Here is a 25,249-nt window from a genome sequence, read left to right on the forward strand (position 1 = left end):
ACCAAAAAAGTGCCACAATATGTCACTTTGCTACAAAAAATAACGGATAACACGCGCTCCATATCGGAATGTGGACGTATTTCTGTAGCGGGCTGCTGCATTAGACAGAGCTTATAAACTTTCTACTTCGATCCACTGACGCAGAGATTCTATGACTCAGGTACCTACCTTTAATCGTTCGTTATTGCATCCACGCTACTGGATCACCTGGATAGGTCTGGGATTGTTGTACGCGCTGGTATTATTGCCATATCCGGTCATTTACCGCATCGGTACCGGGCTTGGGCGCTTTTCAATGCGCTTTCTGAAACGTCGCTACAAAATCGCCCAGCGTAATATCGAACTGTGTTTTCCCGATATGCACCCGGAACAGCGGGAAGACATGGTCGTTAAAAATTTCGAATCGGTCGGCATGGGTTTATTTGAAACCGGCATGGCGTGGTTCTGGCCTGACTGGCGTATTGAACGCTGGTTTAAAGTCAGCGGTCTGGAACACATTCAGCGCGCCCGTGATAACAAACAAGGCGTGTTGCTGATTGGCGTTCATTTCCTGACGCTGGAACTGGGTGCGCGTATTTTCGGTATTCATAATCCAGGCGTCGGCGTTTATCGCCCGCATGACAATAAGCTGATGGACTGGATCCAGACCAAAGGCCGCATGCGTTCAAATAAAGGGATGCTGGATCGCAAAGACCTCAAAGGGATGATCCGCAGCCTGAAACAGGGCGACATTATCTGGTACGCGCCGGATCACGACTACGGCCCGCGTGCCAGCGTCTTTGTGCCCTTCTTTGCCGTGGATAAAGCCGCGACAACCACCGGCACCTATCTGCTGGCACGAATGGGCAAACCGGCCATTATTCCATTTACACCGCGCCGTCTGGCTGGCGGAAAAGGCTACGAGATGATTATTCATCCGCAGGTCGCTGATTTCCCGCTGGATGATGAAGTGGTTGCCGCCACGTACATGAACAAAGTGGTAGAAGACGAAATCCGTCAGGCGCCGGAGCAATACATGTGGCTGCATCGCCGCTTCAAAACGCGTCCGCAGGGCGAGCCTTCGCTGTACAAAGCCCTCAGCGAATAAACTTAAAGGCCGGTTCAGCGCATCCTGAACCGGTTTTTTGATTTGCTTCGACAGTTTTTTTGACAGACTTCTTCAAAGTTATCAGATTTTATCCCAGCGCGTTTAGGCCAATACTCTCCCCATGATTTCTCCACGTGATTACTCCCACACTTCTTGAGAGCCGCGTGGCCACTTTGTGACCTTCAAAAGGAATACATCATGTTGGCTAAACTGAACACTGCTTTTACCCGCGTTACCGATCATCCTGACTTTGGTAAGTTGCTGTTGCGTCTCACTTTCGGGATTTTGATTTTATTCCACGGTGTAGCGAAAATGGAAAATGGCGTGGGCTGGATTGCCAAAATGTTGCAGGCCGCTGGCTTACCGGGATTCATCGCTTATGGCGCATACATCGGTGAAGTGATTGCACCGGTTCTGATCATTCTGGGCATCTTTACCCGCCCTGCCGCGCTGGTGATGGCATTCAACATTTTAGTGGCAGTTCTGCTGGTGGTTGCCGGTAAATTCTTCACCGTGACCGATGTCGGCGCATGGGGTCTGGAAGGTGAAGCATTGTATTTCTTTGGCGGCCTGGTGATTATGTTCCTGGGCAGCGGCCGTTATTCTGTGATGAAAAACGCAGCCCTGCGTTAAACCCTGTTTTATTGCTGTGTCTGTCTTTTGGTTTGTATTTTAATTCTGTGTCTGTCGCGGCCAGCCTCATCGTTGGCCGTTTTTTTTTTGCACTTTCGTCCCCTCAGTTGATCTTCTTCATCACGCCCGCCGCGATAAAACGGTATTTTACTTTCGTTGTTACAGTTTATTAACATCATTGAAGTGGATGATAATTAGGCGCATAATTATCCAGCCAATTGATTGTTACTTGTGCTCTGCCTTGTTCCCATCGGTCATTCCAGAGCGAATCTGACCTTTTTTTTCGGTAATTTATGACTTCGGCATCTGAAAACGCACCAGAACCCATAAACTGGAAACGAAATCTGTACGTCGCCTGGATTGGCTGCTTCCTCACCGGTGCCGCGTTCAGCCTGATCATGCCCTTCCTGCCGCTTTACGTCGAAACTCTGGGTGTCACCGGCCACGAATCCCTGAACATGTGGTCGGGTCTGGTTTTCAGCATTACCTTCCTGTTTTCCGCGATTGCTTCACCCTTCTGGGGCGGGCTGGCTGACCGTAAAGGCCGCAAAATCATGCTGCTGCGCTCGGCGCTGGGCATGGCGATTGTCATGATGCTCATGGGCTTTGCGCAAAACATCTGGCAATTCTTAGTTCTTCGCGCGCTGCTGGGTTTGCTCGGCGGCTTTGTGCCGAATGCCAATGCGCTGATTGCCACACAAATTCCCCGCAATAAAAGCGGCTGGGCGCTGGGGACACTCTCCACAGGTGGCGTCAGCGGCGCACTGCTTGGCCCGCTGGTCGGCGGGTTACTGGCTGATAACTATGGTTTACGGCCGGTGTTCTTCATTACTGCAGCCGTACTTTTCCTCTGTTTTGTGATGACGCTGTACTGTATCCGTGAACAATTTGTTCCTGTGAACAAGAAAGACATGCTAAACCGCAAGCAGGTTTTTGCTTCGCTGAAAAATCCTAAGTTGGTGCTTTGCCTGTTTGTCACCACGATGATTATTCAGGTGGCGACCGGTTCGATTGCGCCGATACTCACGCTTTACGTGCGCGAACTGGCGGACAACACCGCAAATCTGGCGTTTATCAGCGGGATGATTGCGTCGGTGCCCGGCGTGGCGGCGCTGATGAGTGCGCCGAGGCTGGGGAAACTGGGGGACAGAATCGGGCCTGAAAGGATTTTGGTGGCCATGATGGGGCTATCGGTCCTCCTGCTGATCCCGATGGCATTCGTGCAAACGCCGCTTCAGTTGGGCATTTTACGTTTCCTGCTCGGGGCGACCGACGGTGCGTTGCTCCCTGCGGTGCAAACGCTGCTGATCTATAACTGCACCAATCAGGTGGCGGGAAGGGTCTTCAGCTATAACCAGTCTTTCCGTGATGTCGGAAATGTCACCGGCCCTCTGCTGGGTGCGGCGGTTTCGGCAAGCTACGGATTCCGTACAGTATTTTGCGTCACGGCGCTGGTGGTTCTTTTTAACGCCGTGTATTCCTGGTGGTGTCTGCAACGCCGGCCGCATCAGGCGATGGTCGATTAATGCCAGCCAGCATGTTGAAATGCCTTACTTAGCTTTTTCCGCCTGCGGAGGCACCGGCAGGTGGTCTGGTACTTCAACTACCGCCAGACGGACTTCATAATGTTTGCCCGCCGATGTCGCAGGAAGCACCGAAGTCAGTTTCTGAATCGTTTCCGTTGGATTATCGCTGGCCACGCTCGCACAGAATAATGCGCCCGGATGGCAGAGGCCCATCATCACCGGTGGCGGAGGGAGCATGCCTTCATGGTCGAATGGCGGCATACCGTGCGGGTGTTCCATCAACGGTTGCGGATGCGTGCTGTCAGCCGCCATACCGGCGACGCTGAAAAACAAACCAAGACCACACAGCGGCATAAGCAAAGTACGGGAAAGCATATTCATAGCAGTAACCTTATTCTTGAAAGTTCACCGCCACTCTACCCGCCAATTCTTCCCCGGACTGATGGTTTGCTAAACTTTTACCCTCTGCCACCGCCCTCTTTGCAAAGCTGAAGCTCTTCTGACATTTCTCTCTACACGGTCCAGTCACGTGAAGCCAGCACCACGCGATAACCGTCTAAATCTTCGAACGTTTGACCATTTTCATCCCAGTACGGATTGTACGAAGGAACGGCAATAAACCCGGCTTGTAGCATTGCGTCGCACTGTACCTGCCATTGCACAGGCTCCGGGATATAAAAAACCAGCAGGTTATCCTGCGTCGGCGCCCGCCCGACGGTTGTTCCGTGGTGATGTGTAAATTCCAGGTGATAGTGATGATGCGGATGGCCGATCAGAACGCCATCAAAATTATGATGATCGCTGAAACTACCAATCACCTCAAAGCCCAGTCCCTGACTGTACATCGCCGCAATCCGTTCCAGATTATCGGTCGGACGGGCAACTCTCAGCACCGCATTTCGTGAAACCATAGCCACCATAACTCCTTCAATTTACCGTGCTCCGGCATTAAGACTCAGAGAATAGCAGAAGAAAGGCGACCTGTTTTTTCATCTCAAAACTTGCATCCTGTCAGTTATCGACAACAATCATTTAATCAGAGTTTTCACTGTCAGATGGCTGTTACTTCTTCATTCCTAACGCTATTTACTATCAAGACTATTGACTATTTCCCCTCATTCAACTCAGGAGACAACAATGAGCATGTACGCAACGCTTGAAGAAGCTATTGATGCCGCCCGCGAAGAATTTCTCGAAGCCGCACAGGAAAGAGTTCAGAACGATGAAGAACCCGTTCCGGATCAGTTCAACCTGCAAAAATACATCATGCAGGATGGCGATGTAATGTGGCAGGCAGAATTTCTCAGCGATGAAGGCGACGCCATCGAAGCGCTGACGTTCCGCAGTGGCGCGGCCGCGCAAGCTATCTTTGACGAAGATTATGATCAGATCGAACTCGAAGAAGAATGGCAGGAAGAAGCGACGCTTTATGAATGGGATGAAGGTGAATTCCAGCATGAGCCGCAGCTGGATACGGAAGAAGGCGAAGCCGCCGCCGAAGAGTGGGATGACGAGGACGATTATCCGGGCCGGGATATCGACTAAACGTTTAAAACAGATTTATTCATAAGGCCCGTGGCGGGCGTCAATCGGCAACATGAAGGTATCAACAATCATGGACAGCGGAACATCGATAACAGTGACATACCGCCACGGGCTGTCACGTAAATCCCACTGCACGCCGGGATAATACTGGTTGCCATGCCCCTGCCCCGGCACCGTGCGGCTGATAATGCTGCCGCAACCTGTCAGCACGGTAGCCAGTAGCGCCAGTACACATCCACGAAAAATTACGCGATTAATCACTTACTCAACCTGTCGATTCAAATCAAAAGAAGCTCTTTTTAAGCGCTGAACAGCGCGCTCAGAATATCACACGCGTCATGTTCCCTGATGTTAAGGGGACGTAAAACTTTAAACGCTGCGGGCCTGAGAGTCACCTATTGTCTTTGCGGCGTGATGTTCTGTGCGGGTCTGTGATCGTGAAGAAATAAAATAAAAAGGGCAGCATGTTTTCACATACTGCCCTTTTCAGTCCACTAGTTAACTCAGGCGGGTTTAACTTCCAGCGTCTGCGTCACAGGGAAAGCCTGCACGTTACGTGGAAGCTGGTCGTAGTAAGCACCCCACGCCTGCTGATCGGGTTGCGTCCACACAGCGGAGTGTAAACGCGCCATCAGCACCGGGTCGCTCAGCAAGACCAGACGGTCAGCTTTGCCTAAATCTTTTGGCCCGGTTTTCAGAGCCTGTTCCAGACGCGCGCGACGGCCGTTTTCTACAGTTTCACGCAACAGGTGACGGGATGTCGCCATCGCCGTAGCCAGTGCGTTGAAGCCCGGATCAAACACCGCATGCATAAAGCCGTTTTGCAGCTTACGTTCACGGTTCAGCGCCAGGTATTCCTCAGTCGCGACCAGCTCGCGCGGCGGATCGTATTCTTCCGGGATCAGGAACAGTTTGGCTTTCTTACTCTTAATCCCCAGCGTTGCACGGCTAGAAAGAACCGAAACAATCGGTGACAGGATCAGAGAGAAGACGATTGGCGCCAGCCACCACAGGAAGCGCAAGTCCAGCCATGCCATACCGGCAGCCCAGACGGCACCGAGCAGAAGCTGCGAACCATGGCGTTTAAATGCTTCGCCCCACGGCGTGTCATCATCATCACGCTGCGGAGAGTTCCAGACCACTTCCCAGCCCAGGAATGCGCTGACCACGAAAACGGTGTGGAACAACATACGCACCGGCGCCAGCAGCACCGAGAACAGCATTTCCAGGAACATGGAAACCAGCAGACGGAATGCACCACCAAATTGCTTCGCTCCCTTCGCCCAGATCAGGACGATACTCAGCAGTTTTGGCAGGAACAGCAGAACCATTGTTGTCGAGAACAGGGCAATTGCCAGCTCAGGACGCCATTGTGGCCATACCGGGAACAACTGACGCGGTTGCAGGAAGTAAGTCGGTTCCATCAGCGTATGTACCACCTGCAATGCCGTGGATAATGCAAGGAACGTAAACCACAGCGGCGCAGAAAGATAGGACATAACGCCGGTCAGGAAGACCGCACGGTGAACCGGGTGCATGCCTTTAACCAGGAACAGGCGGAAGTTCATCAGGTTACCGTGACACCAGCGACGGTCGCGTTTCAGCTCGTCAAGCAGGTTTGGCGGTAATTCTTCATAGCTGCCCGGCAGATCGTAAGCAATCCACACACCCCAGCCCGCACGGCGCATCAGCGCAGCTTCCACAAAGTCGTGAGACATGATGGAACCGGCAAATGAACCTTCACCCGGCAACGGCGCAAGCGCACAGTGCTCGATGAACGGTTTCACGCGGATAATGGCGTTGTGCCCCCAGTAGTGGGATTCACCCAACTGCCAGAAATGCAGACCGGCGGTAAACAGCGGGCCGTAAACACGGGTCGCAAACTGCTGGCAACGCGCATACAGCGTATCCATGCCCGACGCTTTTGGCGCAGACTGAATAATACCGGCGTTCGGGTTCGCATCCATCAGACGTGCCAGACCGGTCAGACATTCGCCGCTCATGACGCTGTCCGCATCGAGAATAACCATGTAGGCATATTCCCCGCCCCAGCGACGGCACCAGTCATCAATGTTTCCGCTTTTACGCTTCACACGGCGACGGCGACGGCGATAGAAGATACGGCCATGACCGTCTACATCGCGGCACACTTCCATCCAGGCTTTCTGTTCAGCCACACAGATATCCGGATCGTAGCTGTCACTCAGCACGTAGATATCAAACTGATCTAAATCACCGGTAGCTTTTACGGATTCGTAAGTGGCACGCAGACCCGCGAAAACGCGTTCCACGTCTTCGTTACAAATCGGCATGATCAGCGCAGTACGGTTATTGGGGTTCAGCGGCTCATCGCCCTTCGTCGAGGCGGTGATGCTGTATTTGTCGCGCCCGATAAGTAATTGTAAAAAGCCCATCAGCGCGGTCCAGAAACCGGCAGAAACCCAACAGAACAGAATGGCAAACAACACCAGAATCCCGGTCTGCAACACATACGGCAGCAATTGCAGAACCGACTGCAACCAGTCCTGATTCAACATATCTGCGGGGTCGATCAGCGCCCAGCCTTGATAAGGCAGGATGGTTTTCATGTACCAGGTTGCGATCGCCGTCTGTACCAGCATCAGAACCAGCAGGACATAACGACGAACCGAACCGGCATGACGCCAGCGCTTTTCAGACTCGGGCATATCGGCAACGGTATGACGGGAAGCCGCGCTGCGCCCCATCAGGTTATCCCAGAAACGCCCTACCGGGTTGGTACGCCAGACATCCGGGAACATACTTGAACGCTTCACCGGCGGCATTGCGCTGGCGATGGTGCGCCCTTCGTTGTCCACTTCGTCCAGAGAACCGTTGGCCAGCGCATCCGGCCAGCTTGCGCCGACGCGCGCTTTCACCGAGAGCAAAGGTGCATCCGGTTCAGGGGCATTAGCAGAGGCTATCACATCACCGCCTAAGCGGTGATGTACGGTAGCAAAAGCCTGCTCATCTTCAGCGGGAAGCTGCTGAGTGAGCGCCGCTTTCTGGTCATCAGTAAGCGGCAAAGCTTCTACATAATCATGAGTAGAGTGCGTTGACTTATTCATTTGCAGGCAGCTGATAGCTCCAGGTTTCACTCAGTGTTTTATCGCCATTAGCCAGAGAAGCACGCATTTCGATCGCCTTCTTCGGATCTTTCACTTTCAGGCGCAGCGTCAGACGCCAGCCTTTGGTTACCGGATTATAGCGGACAGTGTTTTCAACCAGTTCACCGTTGTCACCCACGCTGACCTGAGACGCCACCGGAGTGTCGCTTTTCAGGGCTTTCAGATTTGGACCGACAAAATCAACCAGGAAAGCCACGCTGCCGTCTGGTTCACGGATCAGATTCGACTGTTTCACATCGCCGGTAGAACGCATGGTACGTTCAACCCACGCCAGATCAGGAGAATGTAATTTTTCTTCTTCACGGGTGAAATGCAGACGATAGTTCAGGCTCAGCGGTTTACCGGCATCCGGCAATTGTTCCGGTGTCCAGAACGCAACGATGTTGTCGTTGGTTTCATCAGCGGTTGGAATTTCCACCAGCTCAACTTTACCTTTACCCCAGTCGCCTTTGGTTTCAACCCAGCCGCTCGGACGCAGATCGTAACGATCGTCGAGATCTTCAAAGTTAGAGAAGCTGCGACCACGTTGCAGCAGACCGAAGCCTTTCGGGTTCTCCATAGAGAACTGGCTGACAGCAAGGTGTTTCGGATTGTTCAGCGGACGCCAGATCCATTCACCGTTACCGGCATGGATAGACAGACCGTTGGAATCATGCAACGCCGGACGATAGTTCATCACCGGAGAAGGCTGATTTGGCCCAAACAAGAACATGCTGGTCAGCGGTGCGATGCCCAGTTTGCCGACTTTGTCACGCAGATAAACTTGTGACTGCACGTCAACGGTCGCTTCTTTGCCCGGATACACATCCAGACGATAAGCACCGGTCGCACGCGGCGAATCGAGCAAGGCATAAATGACTAAATGTTTTTCGTCTGGATTTGGACGTTCAATCCAGAACTCGCGGAAACGCGGGAATTCTTCGCCGGAAGCCAGCGCGGTGTCGATCGCCAGACCACGGGCAGACAAGCCATAAACCTGGCCTTTACCGATGACGCGGAAGTAGCTGGCACCCAGCACACTCATAATTTCATCATCTTTGTCTGCTTTATTGATCGGATAAAGCACTTTGAAGCCAGCAAAACCAAGGTTTTTGACAGAGTCAGCGTCATGCTTAACGTTGCCAAAGTTAAAGTAGTCCGGGCTATATTTGATTTCTTTGACGGAGTCTGCCGTCACTTCGTTGATTTTTACCGGAGTGTCGAAGTACATCCCCTGATGGTAGAACTCAAGCTTGAAAGGCGTATTCAGGTTTTTCCAATACGCTTTGTCATGATTGAATTGAATTTGTTGGTAATCTGCGAATTTAAGATCGCGGAATTGAGACGGAAGATTGCTTTTCGGCGCTTCGTAACCTTTATCGGCTAATGCCTTCGCTTGTTTGGCAACATCATCTATAGAAAAAGCCCAGGCAGATGAGGTGAACATGGTCATCAACACTGCGGCACTTAGCAAACGGACTTTGATCATACGTGACCCTATGGAAAAATTTTTATCCGACACTTTGTCTCCTATGCGCGCTTCAATCATTTACTGTAACTATTTTATGGGAAGTGTCAGGTTTCCGACAACTTGAGCAGTCGATGGTTCAGCCATTGATGAACCGTTTAAGCGCAACAGGGTACAAGGATATCAATTCGTTGAAACTCCGGCTATGGAAACTTGTCCTATAACAATGCATGTTTTAAGGTGAGAAACTAAACTAATGTCAACGACTGTCATTTTTGGTTACCTGAGAAATTACCTCTTAAGACAAACTACGCTCTAAAATTAGGATGAGCCACATACAACGGATACGTAATGAAACCACAAAAACCACAACGTGAGTTTTTCCTGGACTCTATCCGCGCATATTTGATGCTGCTGGGTATTCCTTTCCATATATCATTGATTTACTCCAGTCATATCTGGGCGGTAAACAGTGCGGTGCCTTCGCACGGCCTGACAATTTTCAATGATATTATCCATGCCTTCCGGATGCAGGTTTTCTTTGTCATCTCCGGGTATTTTTCTTATATGCTGTATGAGCGCTACGACTCACACCAGTGGCTCAAGGTGCGCCTGGAGAGGGTTGCCATCCCGCTGGTGGCGGCCTTCCCGTTGATCACCATCCCACAACTCTATTTCCTGATGAAATTCACCAATAAATTCTCAGACTGGGGAAATATGGATTTCTATCAAAAGATTAACATTACCGTCTGGGAATTAGTGTCCCATTTATGGTTCCTGTTAACGTTAGTTATTCTGACCAGTATTTGTTTTTACCTCTTCAAATTTATTAAAGAAATTAAGACTAGTCGCATTCAATTAATAAAAAGCCGGACAAACACGTTAGGAAAACTCTCAATTGTTTTTTTATTTATCGGCTTAATTTATGCCGCGTTTAACCGTGGGTTGTATCTTTTTGCACCTAACTTACTTTCTAACGGTGCGTTTAATTTCGTCGTGATGCAGACATTGTTTTATCTGCCATTTTTCATCATCGGCGCGTTTGCTTATAAATTCTCCTGGTTGAAAGAGCTGTTCCTGAAGCCTTCAGCAACCGCCGGCGTGGTGAGTATCTTCCTGTTCGCTGCTTACATGTTTAATCAGCACGTAAATACTCCGCAGCTGTACTCGATGGAAATCGACGCCATCATCACCACCCTGCTGGGGATCCTGATGGTTAACGTGGTGTTCTCATTCAGCCATTATCTCCTCAATTTCCAGGCACCGTGGATCACGTATCTGGTGAACTCGTCGCTGTTTATCTATCTGATTCACCACCCGTTAACGCTGATTTACGGGGCATTTATCACGCCTAAGATCCACAGCGACTGGCTGGGCTTCTGGCTGGGTCTGGTATTTGTATTCGGCATTGCGTTTATCCTGTACGAAGTACACAAACGTATTCCGATTCTGCGATTCCTGTTCTCGGGTAAACCGCAGCATCCGACGAAAAAGGATTCATCGGACGCCACGCCACCGCAGAATCAGGCGTCCTGACGGTTCAGGTGGCGCAAAAACAAAAAGGGCCGTGCGGTTAAGCATGGCCCTTTTGCTTTCAGGGGCTGATTTTTGACGCAAAGAAAGACGAACGAAAATCAGCGTGACGCAGTATTTATCGTCGGGATCACCGACATTCCGACTTTCAGCCGCTTCGCATCAGCCTGACCTTTATCCAGCACAATCTTCACCGCCAGACGCTGCACCACTTTGGTATAGTTACCGGTCGCGTTATCCGGTGAAATCGGCGAAAACGTGACACCCGTGGCCGGAGAAATACTGTCCACTTTCCCTTTCAGCGTCACCCCCGGCAATGCGTCGATTTTGATATCAACCGGTTGATTTTTCTGTACATCACCCAGCTGCGTTTCCAGATAATTCGCCACAATATAGGCATCGCGAAGTGGCACGACTGCCAGCACGCGGGTTCCTGCGCTGACATAGCCGCCGATGCGCAGTGAACGCTGGCCGACCACGCCGTCAACCGGCGCCATGATTTCTGTATAGGAAAGATTGAGTTTAGCCTGCGACAGCGCAGTGGCAGCAGAATCAATTGCCGCTTTGGCCTGCGCCTGCTCCGCTTTCAGTACGTCAACCTGCTTTTCAGCGGCCTGCACGGCGGCCATATCACTTTGCTGGGTAGCCAGTTTTGAGCGCAAATTGGCATCTGATTCATCGCGCGCATCCGCCGTGCCGGAGCCATTTTGCAGCAAACGTTTGTAACGCTCAGCGCTCTGGCGGGCATATGCAATACTGGCAGAATCCGCATTCACCATGGCCTGCGCCTGCAAAATAGTCTGCTGCTGCTTCGCCAGTTGCGCGGTCAGGCTGAGCATTTGCGCATTTGCCGTTTCGAGGTTGGCCTCAGCGGTAAGCACTGCGTTGCGGTAATCGCGATCGTCAATTTTTGCCAGCACATCGCCTGCTTTAACGCTCTGATTATCGTGCACATACACATCAGCAATCGTTCCGGAAATCCGCGGTGCAACCAGTGTAGAGTCTGCCGATACAAAAGCGTCATCGGTTTCCGGTGCGCTCCCTGAAGACAACATCCGGAAGGCAATCACAATCAGTAATACCACCACCACGCCGGCAACCAGCCAGCTCAGGCGGACAGGCGATGTTTTTATCATGATGATTTTCTCTCGTACTTTCTTATAGTGAAATACATTCGTTCAGGTGATGCTTCATTCAGGGGCGTTTAACCAGAGACTGAGGCGGATAAGAGCGTTTAGGCAGGATGGCGGCCAGCACAATCAGCGCAAGCGCCAGGCCGATAATCAGCAAGTACATATCAGCCAGGCTCATAACCAGTGCCTGCTTCCTGACCAGCGTGGAAAACTGCGTAATGACTTCTGTTGAAATCGCAGAACCGTCAGCGTTCAGCGGCGCCAGAAAACTGCTGCCGCCGCCATAAGGCTGGGAAAGCAGATAATTCACGCCGCCAATGTGATTGAGTAAAACGTTAGAATGGAACTGCTCACGGTCGCTGACCATCACGCCCAGCATGGCACTTCCCGCAATACTCCCCATTCCGCGCGTTGTATTAAACATCGCTGCGGCAAACGGGCCTTCCTGCGGCTGAACGACGCTGGTTGCCCCGAGTAAAATGGGCAACACCGCCATCGGCTGGCCGAACGCCTGCATAATCTGAATCACATAAAAGTTGTCACGTACCCAGACGCTGGTGATTTGGGTTCCCCCGTAACAGGAAAGCCCCACCAGACCCAGCCCGCAGGCCAGAACCCAGCGGCTGTCGACCCAGCGGATAGTCAGGAAAAACGCCACCAGCGGAGCCAGAAGCAGCTGCGGCAAACCGATCGTCAGCACCAGCGGCCCGACCTGAACCGCCCGAAATCCCCCCACCTGCTGCATGAAATTCGCAGGCAATGCCGAACCGGATAAAAACAGGAACATCAGCGCAAAGAGCGTGATTAAACCGTGCGCCAGATTGTGGCGTTTCAGCATCTGCAATTTGAACAACGGCAACGGGTGATGCCATTCGTTAACCAGAAAAATCGTTAACAGGGCCAGCGAGGCGAAAAACATGACGGTAATCAGCGGCGAGTTGAACCAGTCCAGCCGTTCGCCCTGTTGAAGAACCAGCACCAGCAAGGAAATACCGCTGCATCCCGTCACCATGCCGACAATATCCATCTGTTTGAAACGCTCGAAACGCTGCGGATCCTGTGGCAAACCGTAACCAATCAGCCAATACCCCAGCACACACGGTGGAATAACCTGCCAGAACACCCACTTCCAGCCGACATAATCGGTCCAGATGGCCGCCAGGGAGGTCGCGATATTCGGCCCAAACGTTGCGGTCAGCGCATAAGCACTCAGCCCGTAAAGTTTGTATTGCGGCGGCATAAACCGCAGCGCCGCAGTCATCAGCAAAGGCGGCATCGCCCCGCCAAACAGCCCCTGAATCGCGCGCAGCGTAATAAACACCGGCAGGTTGGGTGAATACGGTAAAACGGCGGCGACCAGTAAAAAGCCCAACGTCACGAACAGCGTGAAGCGGCGCAGCGAAAACGTCACCGCCAGCCACGGAGCAATCATCATGGCCGCCACTTCGGCAGCCTGATAGGAACCGATCAACCATGAACCGGGATCGTTACTGATACTCAAAGCGCCACGAACATCAGCCAAAGCAATATCCGTGACACGGTCATTCAGGCCGGAGCAAAGTGCGACGATCAATACGCCCGCTAATCCGGTAACCAGCCTCGCGGTAAACGGCGGCGGTCCGGACATTCCGGCGCTGCTGGCGGCCGGTGCCTGTGCAATTTGCTGATTCATAGTTGTGCTCATTAACTTCGCCGCTTTATGTTGCGCCGATAGTGAGAAGACAGGTCTGCGCCGGGAAGGCGCGGTTCAGTGAGCAATATCACTTATATTTCGATGCAATGCACCGTATCGTGATACACACCAAAATACTATAATACGGTACAGTGTATTGCAATGTGATTAGGAATTGTTTTTCACCGGTTCAGCCATTACATTGGCAAGACAAGGTGTTGGCGGATGACACCGGATAATGAATAAGGAAAACGAATGGCACAGGATATTCCGGCAGATGAAGAGCGCAGCGGAGGGATCCAGGTGATCTCGCGAGCTGCATCAGTGCTAAATGCACTAGGCAAACATCCTCAGGGCATGAGCCTGGGAGCCATCGCGAATGATGTCGATCTTCCACGCTCGACGGTTCAGCGCATCGTTGCCGCGCTGGCAGAAGAAGGGCTGGTGCGTTCGGAAGGCAACGGCGGTGTCCGGCTCGGACCGACGCTGCTGAAACTGGCGTCCACAGTACACACCGACATGATCGCCATCGCCACGCCTTTGCTCCGCCATCTGAACGAAATAACCGGGGAGACCGTCGCCATTGGCCGCGCCAGCGGTCGTCAGATTGCCAATATTCACAGCATCGTATCGGAAACTGAGTTGCGCATTGTTCCCCGCGTTGGCCTGAATTTGCCGATTTACAGTACCTCCTCAGGCCGTGCGCTGCTGGCGCTAAAAACCGATGAAGAAATTCGAATTATTGTCGGCGAAGTACTTGAGCCTGCAACAAAAAATACCGTCAGCACAACTGCCGCGTTACTCGACATCATCTCCGAAGTGCGCCGCAGCGGGATCTCAATGGAAACCGGTGAAACCGTGGAGGGTGTATCCACGATCTCCATTGCCATCGACACAATTTTGGGGCGCTACTCGGTTTCCGTCTTGGTGCCCACTCCGCGTCTGGAGGCCAAACAGGACGTGATCCGTACCGCTCTGCTTGAGTGCAAAGAAGCGCTGACCAGCGAAATTGGCAAGTAACTCCGAACCTTAAAAATCAGGCTGTATAAGGAAAACAAATGTTTGACGTCATTTTGTTAGCCGTAGATGGCTCCAGACAAACGGGATTTGTAGTGGATTTAAGCTGTCAGCTTGCCGCTGACCATAACTCAACGGTCTATGTGACCTGTTGCATTGATGAGTCTTATGCGCTGGAAGAAAACGGTGATGTGCCCGGCGAAGTTATCGATTATCCGCCCGCCGAAGAAGAGCAAAATACCGCCCGCGCCGTGGTTGGTCAGGCATTGAAAACGCTGGCAGAAGCAAAGATTCAGGCGAAAGGCAATATCATTGTGGGTAACGCCGGGGAAGCGCTGGTGGCGGAAGCCGTGAAGAGACAGGCGTCTATTATTGTGATGGGTCACCGTCAGCTTTCGGCTTTTGGTCGCATCATGAAAGGTTCGGTCAGCGCAGAAGTTATCGCGCGGTCGCCCTGCCCGGTCATGGTTGAAGTGCGGGGAAACTGATTCTTCTTCAATCTGCGTAAGTGCCAGAACGTAAAAAGCGCCAAAAGGCGCTTTTTAAATGTCTGAAAAACAGGACTATTTCGTATTCATTAATCCCATCGATTTTGCCCATTCCGTAATGTGTTCACGATAGAAAAAGGCAATATCAAATTCCAGCGAACATTCTTTGGATGGCGTGACCGTTCCTAAACACGGATATTCCTGCGGGCGGCATTCAAATAAAAACTCATCCATTTCTTCGTCGGTCAGTAACGTATTGCCTTCTATCTTATCCTGATAAAAATAGGCATCTAACATCCAGAGACGGAACTCAAAATCGTTTTTAATCAGGCGCATAACGTTAATCTCAGTAAATGACAAATAGCGCACCTGAGTAAAAAAATCCTTAACACGTCAATATGATATCAGGCACGCATTGCGTTCAGGCCTTCCATTGCTGATTTCATATAACAAGAAATTAACACAACAATGACACTTAGCAAGCAGCACTTTCTCTGAAAAGTTTATGAGATAAGCGATTATTGCCATTCCTCACAATAATCGGCTTTAAATATAATTTTTGTGAATGATTTATATTTTAAATATTCAGCATGCGATTAATTTTGCAGGAAATTATCAGCGGCGGAGATTTTAAAAGCGATTCAAAACGAAAGGAACAGAACTGACATTGGGGATGCCTCGCATCGCCACTGCCAACCCTGTTCCCAAAATCTGTCTTTACTTTTCTTTCATGTTCTGACGCTTAGCCATTATGTAAAACGTGATTACCAGCGGCCAGGAGGTGGGCCTTCACGCCAGTGCCCCGGAGGGCCATCGTGCCAGTAGCCAGGAGGTGGTCCTTCGTGCCAGTGCTCGTGATGCCAATAGTGCGGCGGTGGCGGAGGAGCCGGTTCGTAATATACCCAATGCCCACGACCTTCATCACGATAATGGTTATCCCACCAGCCTGGCGGACGCCAGTCTCCACCATCCCAGTAATACCCACGATTGTCGCGGTCACCGATATGCAGTGACAACCCCGGCATATTAAGCCCTACCTCGACGTCTGCCTGTGCGATAGCTGGCAAAGTTAGCAAAACGGCGAGAACTAAAATCAGTTTTTTCATTGTGAACCTCACGACCTGCTCATCAGGTGGTGACAAATTACCGCCAGCTATCTTCCTGTTCTATAGGAATTTATCCCAAAAAAAATGTCCTGACGCTATCCTTACAGTTGCGTCAGAAGCACTGTCGGGAGACAGCGCTGCAACACTATGTCTGGAAAGGAGATTCAGCCAGAAATACCCAAAAAAGAATAAATGACAGATACAAAAAAACCGCCGAAGCGGTTTTCTGTTTGCTGCTTTGTTGTGCAAAATCAGATTTTGCAACCTTCGCAGTCACTTTCGTCCTGAACGGCTTCAGGCACTTCTGCTGCTTTCTCAGCCGCTTTAACTTCAGCTGTTTCAAGTGCAGCATCAATGTCAAAATCAAAAATATCGTCGCTCATTCTCATCACCTTAATTATTCAAAATCGCGTTCAGTATAAACGACTGTCCCCGCCCGGTGCCGGTTTTTTTGTGCCCTGCACCGGCAATAATCGCGGCTTTTCTGCCCTTCACTGTCGGGTGGATTTGCATTAACTCCGCTCAGAAACCATAGTTAACCTGAATATGATGGTGTCATGGAGACACTGTTGCGCTGAAAATACGAGGAGAACCGGATGACAACGTCAAACATCAAAGCTTGGGCCAACACACGTGAAACCTCTCATGAAATCGCTGAAGCCATTTTCGAACTGGCTAAAAATGATGAGAAACTGGCGCAGAAAATTTGGGAAGAAGGCAGCGATGAAGTCTTGCCCATCGCGTTCGCAAAAACCAAGGACGACTATTTGTTCTGGGGTGAAGAGAAAATCGACAGGAAAAATGTCTGATCAGTCGCCCGGCCATTCGCCACGAAACCCTGGGCTCTTCCCGGGGTTTTTTCGTTAACCGGATGCGCATTTAGCTGTCAAAACCAAAGCCCATTTTGTGTGCCCACTCAAACACCTGTTCTTTATAGAAGAATCGCGGTTCGCACACGCCAGGCTCACCGGGCGTCTGAATCATCACTGCGACGCAGGGATAAGCCACCGGACGCGCGTCAAAGATAAAATCTTCCACTTCCTGATCGGCAAACTCAGAGGTTTCGCCTACCGCACTTGCCTGGAATATTTCGTCCATGATCCACTGACGGTATTCAAATTCGTTGCTGATAAATTTCATCATTCACCCCTGTTCGGCTTTTACTTAACATGCGGTCAGGACCGGATTTATTCAATGGTGCTGGGCATCACCACCGCAGCAAGGGCACACTTCGGCACGGGAAACCGACATTGCGGCGCTGCCGTCGCTGTCCCATTCCACACGTAAAGGTTTGCCATTGTCGTTTTCGGCTTTGATAAAGCGATCAAAATGGATCGCCTGCCCGGTCATCGTTTCAGTCAGCAACAGTTCATCGCCAGCATAAATGCGCGCGATCGCCTGTGCATCCTGTTTTTCACCAGAAATGATTTTGTGCAGATGATGAATAGTGAGTTTGATTCGTTCCACTGTCGCTCCTGTAACGGCTGGCATCATTTTTCGCATGTACGATTCATACACGAAAATGATACCCGGCCGCTATTTTATCAGAGCATGCAGGGTAACGTCTGGGCAGAAGCCATGTTTAAAGGCGCGATCAGTGAGCTAACTGTGCTGTTCTGGTGGGATTTTGCTGCTGATTTTCCAGACGAGCCAGATCGTACACATCATAAAAGTCGATCGAGCCTTTGTTGCGTACAATCGATTCAATGCGATTTTTGATGCGCGAACTTACGCTGCCGGCGCTCAAAATTTGCTTAACCGCATCACCGGATAATTCGCGGCTGAAATACCATTCGCCGTTATAGCAAACGCGAAGATCTAACACGCCGATGTCTTCGTACCGGTAAACCGGTTTGATTTCGAGCAGCAGCATCGCCGACATAAACACCAGAAATGCGGTGAAGCCAATAAACCAGCCGATGCCCATGTACGGTGAAACATACATCACGATGCCGACGGCGATATAGCCGACCAGCATAGCCAGACACAACCACGGGTGGTTCACAAAGAACTCACCGTTGATGCGCGCCTTTCCGTCACGGCCTTCCTGACGGTTGATTCGATCTATTTCGCTGTTTAATACGTTTTTGATTACGTCCATCTCATAACCTCACTGCGTGACGACTATAATGCAATCTGATTACATAATTTTATCATGACAACTGTTATAGCGCGTAGAGCAGTTACCGTGAGTAAAACGGTGAACTGTTATAGATAAGCTTGGCATTGACGTTTTTACCACATGGAAACCACCCAATCTATGTCAGATAAAAGGAGATCATCGTGGCATTATCAATCGTAGAAAGACCGGCCAAAAAGCTGGTGAGCTACCGGGTTGTCGGCCCTTATCAGCAGTCAATCCACAGCGGCTTTCAGCAACTGACCAAATGGGTTGCGCGGCACCATCAGCCGCGTACCGAATGGCTGACCTGGTTTCATGATAACCCTGATACCACGCCGTCAGAGGCGTTGCGGGCCGATCCTTCGGTTTGCGTTGCCGATAATTTTATTCTGGATGAAGCAGAAGGTCTGTCGCTGCAAACGTTGCCAGGAGGTACTTATGCGGCCTATCACACCACTATTGCCGACGGTAATTTTGAGAAAGCCTGGCGCGATTTTTATGCTCAACTGCTGACCAGTGCGCACTACCGGCCCGACGGTAAAGCCTGTTTCGAACACTATCTAAGCGATGGTTCGAAAAATGGCATCTGGGAAGTTGTGCTTTATCAGTCTGTGGAGAAAATTCCCGCCATCCGCTAAAAAGGCTCAGACCAGAAGCGGAATGTCAGACTGACTGCAAAAATCGAGATAAGCCCGCGGTGGCTCAGCGTCGCTGACCAGTACATTGAATCGGGCAAGAGGTGCGATTGCCGCCGGTCGCACCTGATCAAACTTCGAGCTGTCTGCCACCAGAATGCTTTGCGCAGAACGCTCCATCGCCTGATGTTTCATCAGCAACTCATCAAAGTTGTAGCAAGTGACGCCGTGTTCAATACTGACACCGGCCGCTGAAATAAATGCTTTAGACGGACGGATATAATCCAGCTCACTGCTGCGGCCTAACGGGGTAAAAATACTGTTGCTGGATTTGAACGCGCCGCCACACAAAATCACGTCACAATGAGGCTTTTCCTGCAATACGAGAAAGGTATTAAGCGAATAGCAGATCGCCGTAAAAACGAGGGTTTCGGGAATACTTTCAATGACGTAAGGCATTGTGGTGCCGCAATCAAAAAACACCGTGTCGTTCGTCTGAATCAGCCCCGCAGCGCGAGAGGCCAGACGTTTTTTCTCCGCAACCTGACGCATTTTCTGTTCGCTGACGAAATAATGCGTTGCCGGGTTATTCTTGGGATCAATGACAATATAACCACCCAGCAAAATAACCGGCGCAGGCGCCACGTTAAGGTCACGGCGGATGGTCATTTCGGAAACATTGAGCAGTAAAGACGCATCTTTCAGATGAATTTTGTCGGTCTTTTTTAATGCCAGTAACAGACGCTGGATCCTGTCTTCACGCTTATTTTCCATGGTGTTATCTCACGCCTTTCCCGTTCGCAGCCGCTCACTATACCTTTGCCGCGCAACCACAGCAAACCCGCCCGCAGCCTGATATTATTGCAATTGCCGGATCGTCAGATAACCACCAAAGACCGCGCCGGTATCGACATAAAACAGGTTCGCAAATTGGAGTGCAGGTTCAACCGGCGTGTGCCCGAAATAGAATGCATCTGCGCCGGATATCTGCCCGTAACGTCCGGCAAGCGCGTAGTTGATACGATCGCGGTTCCAGATAGTTTCATAACTGTCGAGCGGCTTTCCGAAAACATATTCGTCCGAAATGTAGTCCGCATGCGCAATGACGATGCGTTTTCCTTCGCGCGTGTGGAGTTCGAGAACGTGCGGCAATTTGTCTGCCTGCAAAATCAGCCCTTTTGCCTGCTCCTGAACCTCATCTTCCAGTGCATAAAACCAGTCGCCACCGTTACGCAGCCATCTTGAGACATTCTCTTCATATATCGCGTCAATCGCCATCTGTTCGTGATTGCCGCGGACACAGGAAAACCATGGCTCATTGATCAGGCGCAGACACCCGACGCTGTCAGGCCCGCGATCGGCCAGATCGCCAACGGACAACAGCAAATCGCGTTGCGGATCGAACGCTATCTTCGCCAGTTCATGCTTGAGCAGGCTGAGGCATCCGTGCAAATCCCCCACGACAAAAATGCGATGGTAAAGAGAACCATCGATACGCTGATACAAAGCAGGCGTCATCTGAAACAGAAATCCATAAAAGCAGTGAATTCTTTAAGTGTAACGTATGAGAAGAAGGAGGAAAGAATGCGTGCAGCTGAGAAGAAAATTTTCGCTGCCCGTCAGCGGTTTGAGCGCTCTCTACACGTAGTTGGCGCTGAAATCCACTGATAATTAAATTATCGTTAAGTAACTGCCGCCTTTTTGTGCTAGACTACTGCCCGCTCTAAGTAAAACCGGAGGTTTTATGAGTTCCACAGTTGTAAGCGCTCAAGACGAGTGTCCGTTGTGCCAAAGCACGAATAAGACGTCGGTGAATATGTCGGCGAAAATTGTCACGGTGACCTGTACTTCATGTGGCCGCTACAGCATCTTCCGCAAAACTATGGAAGAAATTTCTATAGACCGGAAGAAACGCGTTGCCCTGCAGGCATTCTTCACCAGTCAGCCCAACTACCATCTGCCTTTATCTATCAGGGCACTGAGCAACACTGATTCACCGGGTGAATTCTAACCCTAAAAACGCCCCTCGGGGCTGTTTTAATTCCCTTCTCTGCACCTACTCCCCTGCACGCCACATGAAAAAGCATCATTGTGTATTCTTGTGGCTTGCCGAATTTCAGGCATAAAAAAACCACCCGAAGGTGGCTATAACGACATTACTACTTTATTGCTTTTGATTATTCAGCTAATTTTCCATGGTACCCGGGACGAGACTTGAACTCGTACAGCCATAAGCCGAGGGATTTTAAATCCCTTGTGTCTACCGATTCCACCACCCGGGCTCCGGGAAAATTGGAGGCGCGTTCCGGAGTCGAACCGGACTAGGCGGATTTGCAATCCGCTACATAACCGCTTTGTTAACGCGCCTTAAATCTTACTACTTGTCTTACACTTAAACCAATTCACGAACCAGTTTAAGAAAATTTGGAGCGGGAAACGAGACTCGAACTCGCGACCCCGACCTTGGCAAGGTCGTGCTCTACCAACTGAGCTATTCCCGCTTTAATCAGAACGTACTGATTTTTTTAACTATCTTCTGGCGTATAACTGGCTGCCTTCCGATGCGTTGCATTCTACTGACCTGACGGATTGAGTCAATAAAATTATCAGGTTCATGCGATCGTTTGACGTTTTTTACGTCAGTTTGATCAGGGTTCCAGCAAATCGTGTCGCGCAGCGTTCAAATACTGGAACATTGACCAGAAAGTCAGCACAGCAGCAATGTAAAGCGCAACCACACCGACACCCACCACGATGTTATCCGGACGCCACAATAACGCGACCAGGGACAGCATTTGCGCCGTTGTCTTCACTTTACCAATCCAGGACACCGCAACGCTGCTCCGTTTACCAATTTCAGCCATCCACTCGCGCAACGCCGAAATGATAATTTCACGTGCAATCATCGTCGCCGCAGGCAATGTAATCCACCATGAATGGAAGTATTCTGCGACCAGCACCAGCGCGATGGCGACCATCACTTTGTCCGCGACGGGATCCAGAAATGCACCAAAACGCGTTGTTTGCTTCAGGCGACGGGCAAGATAGCCATCAAACCAGTCAGTCACCGCTGCAAAAACAAAAATCAGCGCGCAGGCAAGTGATGCCCATGGATAAGGCAGATAGAAAGCCAGCACGAAGAACGGTATCAGTACAACGCGGAACAGGGTAAGGCACGTAGGTATATTAAATTGCATAGCGAAGGTAACTGTTTGTCCGGTGTGGATATTATGAGTATGTTGCTACATTGCCTTTAGTGTTTCAACGCATTATGAATCTTTTCTGCCAATGCGTTAGAAATACCCGGCACCTGTGCAATTTCCTCTACGCTGGCATTCAGTAATGGCTGAATGCCTCCCATGTATTTCAGTAAAACCTGACGCCGTTTTGGCCCGACGCCTTCAATTTCTTCCAGTGCACTGGTCGTACGCACTTTAGCGCGACGCTGACGGTGGCCAGTGATCGCATGATTGTGTGAGTCATCGCGGATATGCTGAATCACGTGCAATGCCGGAGAATCCGCCGGTAACGCAATCCCCTCACCTTCTGGCACAAAAAACAGCGTTTCCAGTCCGGCTTTACGGTCAGCACCTTTGGCGATACCAATCAGCAGCGGTTTAGATTTATCCCACTCAACATTCAGCGAATCAAAAACATCGCGCGCCATGCCGAGCTGGCCTTTCCCGCCGTCAATAAAGATGACATCGGGGATTTTCTTTTCATCAAGCGCTTTGCCATAACGGCGATTCAGCACCTGAGCCATCGCCGCGTAATCATCGCCTGGCGTAATTCCGGTAATGTTATAGCGACGGTATTCCGAACGCACCGGTCCGTTGCCGTCGAAGACTACGCAGGAAGCGACCGTTTGCTCGCCCATAGTATGGCTGATGTCGAAGCATTCCATGCGGTTAATTTCGGCAAGATGGAGTGTTTTTGCCAATTCTGCCAGCCGCTGATGGATGGTAGATTGCTGCGCAAGTTTTGTTGTCAGCGCGGTGGACGCGTTGGTGCGCGCCAGTTTCAGATAACGTGCGCGGTCACCGCGAGGTTTACTCTGAATCTGAACCCTGCGTCCGGCCATTTCACTGAGGGATTCCGCCAGCAAATCTTTTTCTGGCAGGCTGAAATCCAGCAGAATTTCGCCGGGGAGCGTACGCATCTGGCTACCCTGCAAATAAAATTGCCCGACAAACGTCTGCACGACTTCGCCCAGATCGGTGCCGCCCGGTACTTTCGGATAATAGCTGCGGCTGCCCAGCACTTTACCCTGACGAATAAACAGCACGTGCAGGCAGGCCATTCCCGACTCAAAGGCCACGCCGATGACATCCAGATCTTCGCTGTTGCCCGATACAAACTGACGCTCAGTGACGCGGCGAACGGCCTGAATCTGATCGCGGATCCGTCCGGCATCTTCAAATCGCAAATCTTTGCTGGCTTCTTCCATCCGATTGACCAGCTGCGTGACAACCTGCTGATCTTTCCCCGACAGGAACAGGCGCACATAATCGACCTGATCGTTGTATTCCTGATCGCTGACCAACCCTTTAACGCACGGGCCCAGACAGCGGCCAATCTGATATTGCAGACACGGGCGTGAGCGGTTGCTGTAAACACTGTTTTCGCACTGGCGGATAGGGAAAAGTTTTTGTAACAGCGCCAGCGTTTCACGAACAGCGTAAGAATTGGGGAAAGGCCCGAAATATTCGCCTTTCGCATGCTTCGCGCCACGGTGGACGGTAATTCTCGGATGGTTATCCGCGCTGAGGAAAATCAGCGGATACGACTTATCATCGCGCAACAAAACGTTGTAGCGCGGCTGATACAGTTTGATGTAGTTGTGTTCAAGCAGCAGCGCTTCGGTTTCCGTATGCGTCACGGTGACATCGATTTGCGCGATATTCTTGACCAGCGTTTCCGTTTTACGACTGGAAACCTGGACACGAAAATAGCTGGAAAGACGTTTTTTAAGGTCTTTGGCTTTACCTACATAGATTACGGTGCCACTGGCGTCATACATCCTGTAGACGCCCGGCTGGCTGGTGACCGTTTTCAGAAAGGCTTTAGGGTCGAAACGCTCATCACTCACTGCCTGATAAAGTCTCCGCGTTGAACAAGCCGTGTCGGATAGCCAAATGGGTTAACTCAACATCGCCACTAATATTTAATTTACTAAACATCCTGTAACGATAACTGTTAACTGTCTTCGGGCTCAAGTTCAGCTGTTCTGAAATTTCATTCACCTTTTGCCCTTTGGTAATCATAAGCATGATCTGTAATTCACGCTCGGATAAGGAATCAAAAGGCGTTTCAGATTGGGGTTCAATCTGGCTGAGTGCCATTTGCTGAGCGATGTCAGACGCAATATAACGCTGACCTGAATCAACCAGCCGGATCGCATTCACCACTTCCTGTGGTGCAGCCCCTTTACTCAGATAGCCCGAAGCCCCGGCCTGCATCACTTTGGCGGGTAACGGATTTTCAGTATAAATCGTCAGGATAATTATCTTGATGTCGGGAGAAAAACGAATGATTTTCTTCGTCGCTTCTAACCCGCCAATACCCGGCATGTTCATATCCATCAGGACAATATCAACATCGTTGGTGCGACACCATTTGACGGCATCTTCTCCGCACTGCGCTTCACCAACGACTTTGATGCCTTTGATATCTTCAAGAATGCGTCGGATCCCTGCGCGCACCAGTTCATGGTCATCAACAAGAAGAACGCTAATCAAAGAGAATTCTCCAAAAAATAAGGGCGACACACCGTCAGGTTCTTCAAGCCCGTCTTAACGTAATCATGCACGCTGAACATTAATAGTGTTCTCAGACCGCTTATAAACGAAGAGGAGGTGGCAATTAGAGGCCAGCATTAACAAACTCGCCCCACTACCGCTCATCGGCAGTGTTTTAAATCAGGAAGACAAAAGCATTATTATAGCCCGCGTATTTTACTCTATCATGCCGTCCTGACCAAGGAATGTCTGAAAAAAACTACTTTGCTGAATGTAAATGAGAAGTGCCATCACCTGTATTAATAATTCATTAAAAAAACCTGTCTAATCAACACAAAAGGCTGTTCAGAGGTCCGATGTTTTCAGCAGTAAAAAAATAATAACACCGGAATTTTCAGGTCTAAAACAGGCATTTTCTTAG

The 25,249-nt window shown here is 50.6% G+C and carries 28 protein-coding genes and 3 tRNA genes; 10 read left to right on the forward strand and 21 right to left on the reverse strand.

Annotation, left to right across the window (positions count from 1 at the left end; translation table 11 throughout):
• Positions 1–151: 151 nt before the first annotated feature.
• The 3 genes from ACLBVC_RS00990 to mdtG all read left to right on the forward strand — a co-directional run bounded on the left by ACLBVC_RS00990 (position 152) and on the right by mdtG (position 3,246).
• On the forward strand, positions 152–1,087 hold the full coding sequence (locus tag ACLBVC_RS00990) for a Kdo(2)-lipid IV(A) acyltransferase (protein WP_410147574.1): 936 nt from the start codon (positions 152–154) through the stop codon (positions 1,085–1,087).
• Between the two features lie 198 nt (positions 1,088–1,285).
• Positions 1,286–1,720, forward strand: a complete 435-nt coding sequence (locus tag ACLBVC_RS00995) for a DoxX family protein (RefSeq protein ID WP_195822837.1) — start codon at positions 1,286–1,288, stop codon at positions 1,718–1,720.
• A 293-nt stretch (positions 1,721–2,013) separates the two neighbouring features.
• Entirely contained in the window at positions 2,014–3,246 is a 1,233-nt protein-coding gene (gene mdtG / locus ACLBVC_RS01000) for a multidrug efflux MFS transporter MdtG (protein ID WP_410147575.1), read from the forward strand.
• 24 nt (positions 3,247–3,270) lie between these two features.
• Here the strand turns inward: mdtG and ACLBVC_RS01005 are convergent, their stop codons facing one another.
• Entirely contained in the window at positions 3,271–3,627 is a 357-nt protein-coding gene (locus ACLBVC_RS01005; RefSeq protein WP_410147576.1) for a hypothetical protein, read from the reverse strand.
• Positions 3,628–3,758: 131 nt separating this feature from the next.
• Entirely contained in the window at positions 3,759–4,157 is a 399-nt protein-coding gene (locus ACLBVC_RS01010) for a VOC family protein (RefSeq protein WP_410147578.1), read from the reverse strand.
• Positions 4,158–4,383: 226 nt separating this feature from the next.
• Here ACLBVC_RS01010 and ACLBVC_RS01015 point away from each other — a divergent pair, with 226 nt between their 5' ends.
• On the forward strand, positions 4,384–4,791 hold the full coding sequence (locus ACLBVC_RS01015) for a MysB family protein (protein WP_410147580.1): 408 nt from the start codon (positions 4,384–4,386) through the stop codon (positions 4,789–4,791).
• 15 nt (positions 4,792–4,806) lie between these two features.
• Here ACLBVC_RS01015 and ACLBVC_RS01020 read toward each other — a convergent pair whose 3' ends face one another.
• The 3 genes from ACLBVC_RS01020 to ACLBVC_RS01030 all read right to left on the reverse strand — a co-directional run bounded on the left by ACLBVC_RS01020 (position 4,807) and on the right by ACLBVC_RS01030 (position 9,405).
• Positions 4,807–5,052, reverse strand: coding sequence for a YceK/YidQ family lipoprotein (locus ACLBVC_RS01020; protein WP_410147582.1), 246 nt, complete (start codon positions 5,050–5,052; stop codon positions 4,807–4,809).
• A gap of 242 nt (positions 5,053–5,294) precedes the next feature.
• Positions 5,295–7,877: a glucans biosynthesis glucosyltransferase MdoH gene (mdoH, locus tag ACLBVC_RS01025; protein ID WP_410147584.1), complete on the reverse strand. Its 2,583-nt coding sequence runs from the start codon at positions 7,875–7,877 to the stop codon at positions 5,295–5,297.
• Positions 7,870–9,405: a glucan biosynthesis protein G gene (locus ACLBVC_RS01030; RefSeq protein WP_410147586.1), complete on the reverse strand. Its 1,536-nt coding sequence runs from the start codon at positions 9,403–9,405 to the stop codon at positions 7,870–7,872. The genes mdoH and ACLBVC_RS01030 overlap by 8 nt, the downstream gene beginning before the upstream one ends.
• 330 nt (positions 9,406–9,735) lie before the next feature.
• Here ACLBVC_RS01030 and mdoC point away from each other — a divergent pair, with 330 nt between their 5' ends.
• The gene (gene mdoC / locus ACLBVC_RS01035; RefSeq protein WP_410147588.1) at positions 9,736–10,920 is read left to right on the forward strand and encodes a glucans biosynthesis protein MdoC; all 1,185 of its coding nucleotides are present in this window, start codon (positions 9,736–9,738) and stop codon (positions 10,918–10,920) included.
• A 98-nt stretch (positions 10,921–11,018) separates the two neighbouring features.
• Here the strand turns inward: mdoC and ACLBVC_RS01040 are convergent, their stop codons facing one another.
• The gene (locus ACLBVC_RS01040) at positions 11,019–12,053 is read right to left on the reverse strand and encodes an HlyD family secretion protein (protein ID WP_410147589.1); all 1,035 of its coding nucleotides are present in this window, start codon (positions 12,051–12,053) and stop codon (positions 11,019–11,021) included.
• Positions 12,054–12,111: 58 nt separating this feature from the next.
• Positions 12,112–13,722 (reverse strand): MFS transporter, encoded by a 1,611-nt coding sequence (locus ACLBVC_RS01045; RefSeq protein WP_410148066.1) that lies wholly within the window; start codon positions 13,720–13,722, stop codon positions 12,112–12,114.
• Between the two features lie 255 nt (positions 13,723–13,977).
• Here ACLBVC_RS01045 and ACLBVC_RS01050 point away from each other — a divergent pair, with 255 nt between their 5' ends.
• On the forward strand, positions 13,978–14,742 hold the full coding sequence (locus ACLBVC_RS01050) for an IclR family transcriptional regulator (RefSeq protein WP_410147591.1): 765 nt from the start codon (positions 13,978–13,980) through the stop codon (positions 14,740–14,742).
• A gap of 38 nt (positions 14,743–14,780) precedes the next feature.
• Positions 14,781–15,227 carry a universal stress protein gene (locus ACLBVC_RS01055; protein WP_410147592.1) on the forward strand — a complete coding sequence of 149 codons (447 nt, stop codon included), beginning with the start codon at positions 14,781–14,783 and terminating at the stop codon, positions 15,225–15,227.
• Positions 15,228–15,302: 75 nt separating this feature from the next.
• On the opposite strand, the gene ACLBVC_RS01060 is transcribed toward ACLBVC_RS01055, so the two are convergent.
• From ACLBVC_RS01060 to ACLBVC_RS01070, 3 genes are all read right to left on the reverse strand, one after another.
• Entirely contained in the window at positions 15,303–15,563 is a 261-nt protein-coding gene (locus ACLBVC_RS01060; RefSeq protein ID WP_410147594.1) for a hypothetical protein, read from the reverse strand.
• Between the two features lie 428 nt (positions 15,564–15,991).
• Positions 15,992–16,333: a DUF2502 domain-containing protein gene (locus ACLBVC_RS01065; protein WP_410148067.1), complete on the reverse strand. Its 342-nt coding sequence runs from the start codon at positions 16,331–16,333 to the stop codon at positions 15,992–15,994.
• A 251-nt stretch (positions 16,334–16,584) separates the two neighbouring features.
• The gene (locus tag ACLBVC_RS01070) at positions 16,585–16,716 is read right to left on the reverse strand and encodes a hypothetical protein (RefSeq protein WP_013576285.1); all 132 of its coding nucleotides are present in this window, start codon (positions 16,714–16,716) and stop codon (positions 16,585–16,587) included.
• 213 nt (positions 16,717–16,929) lie between these two features.
• On the opposite strand from ACLBVC_RS01070, the gene ACLBVC_RS01075 reads away from it, so the two are divergent.
• Positions 16,930–17,142, forward strand: a complete 213-nt coding sequence (locus ACLBVC_RS01075; RefSeq protein WP_152325570.1) for a YccJ family protein — start codon at positions 16,930–16,932, stop codon at positions 17,140–17,142.
• A 70-nt stretch (positions 17,143–17,212) separates the two neighbouring features.
• On the opposite strand, the gene ACLBVC_RS01080 is transcribed toward ACLBVC_RS01075, so the two are convergent.
• The 3 genes from ACLBVC_RS01080 to ACLBVC_RS01090 form a co-directional block, all read right to left on the reverse strand.
• Positions 17,213–17,476: a hypothetical protein gene (locus ACLBVC_RS01080; RefSeq protein ID WP_226790063.1), complete on the reverse strand. Its 264-nt coding sequence runs from the start codon at positions 17,474–17,476 to the stop codon at positions 17,213–17,215.
• 48 nt (positions 17,477–17,524) lie between these two features.
• Positions 17,525–17,800, reverse strand: coding sequence for a hypothetical protein (locus tag ACLBVC_RS01085; RefSeq protein WP_410147597.1), 276 nt, complete (start codon positions 17,798–17,800; stop codon positions 17,525–17,527).
• A 127-nt stretch (positions 17,801–17,927) separates the two neighbouring features.
• A complete protein-coding gene (locus ACLBVC_RS01090) occupies positions 17,928–18,434 on the reverse strand; it encodes a YlaC family protein (protein WP_410147599.1) in 507 nt (168 codons plus the stop codon).
• A 182-nt stretch (positions 18,435–18,616) separates the two neighbouring features.
• Here ACLBVC_RS01090 and ACLBVC_RS01095 point away from each other — a divergent pair, with 182 nt between their 5' ends.
• Complete coding sequence (locus ACLBVC_RS01095; RefSeq protein WP_410147601.1) at positions 18,617–19,093, forward strand: GyrI-like domain-containing protein; 477 nt, start codon at positions 18,617–18,619, stop codon at positions 19,091–19,093.
• A 6-nt stretch (positions 19,094–19,099) separates the two neighbouring features.
• Here the strand turns inward: ACLBVC_RS01095 and deoR are convergent, their stop codons facing one another.
• Positions 19,100–19,864, reverse strand: a complete 765-nt coding sequence (deoR, locus tag ACLBVC_RS01100; protein WP_410147602.1) for a DNA-binding transcriptional repressor DeoR — start codon at positions 19,862–19,864, stop codon at positions 19,100–19,102.
• Between the two features lie 84 nt (positions 19,865–19,948).
• Positions 19,949–20,608 carry a metallophosphoesterase gene (locus tag ACLBVC_RS01105; protein ID WP_410147603.1) on the reverse strand — a complete coding sequence of 220 codons (660 nt, stop codon included), beginning with the start codon at positions 20,606–20,608 and terminating at the stop codon, positions 19,949–19,951.
• 226 nt (positions 20,609–20,834) lie between these two features.
• Here ACLBVC_RS01105 and ACLBVC_RS01110 point away from each other — a divergent pair, with 226 nt between their 5' ends.
• A complete protein-coding gene (locus tag ACLBVC_RS01110) occupies positions 20,835–21,101 on the forward strand; it encodes a hypothetical protein (protein WP_152325564.1) in 267 nt (88 codons plus the stop codon).
• A 185-nt stretch (positions 21,102–21,286) separates the two neighbouring features.
• On the opposite strand, the gene ACLBVC_RS01115 is transcribed toward ACLBVC_RS01110, so the two are convergent.
• From ACLBVC_RS01115 to uvrY, 6 genes are all read right to left on the reverse strand, one after another.
• Positions 21,287–21,372 (reverse strand) — tRNA-Leu (locus ACLBVC_RS01115).
• A gap of 11 nt (positions 21,373–21,383) precedes the next feature.
• Positions 21,384–21,457 (reverse strand) — tRNA-Cys (locus ACLBVC_RS01120).
• Between the two features lie 58 nt (positions 21,458–21,515).
• Positions 21,516–21,591, reverse strand: a tRNA-Gly gene (locus ACLBVC_RS01125).
• Positions 21,592–21,738: 147 nt separating this feature from the next.
• The gene (gene pgsA, locus ACLBVC_RS01130) at positions 21,739–22,287 is read right to left on the reverse strand and encodes a CDP-diacylglycerol--glycerol-3-phosphate 3-phosphatidyltransferase (protein ID WP_152325563.1); all 549 of its coding nucleotides are present in this window, start codon (positions 22,285–22,287) and stop codon (positions 21,739–21,741) included.
• A gap of 56 nt (positions 22,288–22,343) precedes the next feature.
• On the reverse strand, positions 22,344–24,179 hold the full coding sequence (uvrC, locus tag ACLBVC_RS01135; protein ID WP_410147604.1) for an excinuclease ABC subunit UvrC: 1,836 nt from the start codon (positions 24,177–24,179) through the stop codon (positions 22,344–22,346).
• Positions 24,172–24,828 carry a UvrY/SirA/GacA family response regulator transcription factor gene (gene uvrY, locus ACLBVC_RS01140; protein WP_410148068.1) on the reverse strand — a complete coding sequence of 219 codons (657 nt, stop codon included), beginning with the start codon at positions 24,826–24,828 and terminating at the stop codon, positions 24,172–24,174. Before uvrY ends, uvrC begins: the two co-directional genes overlap by 8 nt.
• Positions 24,829–25,249 lie beyond the last annotated feature (421 nt).

The organism is Rahnella selenatireducens, from assembly GCF_046449555.1.
Lineage (GTDB): Bacteria > Pseudomonadota > Gammaproteobacteria > Enterobacterales > Enterobacteriaceae > Rahnella > Rahnella selenatireducens.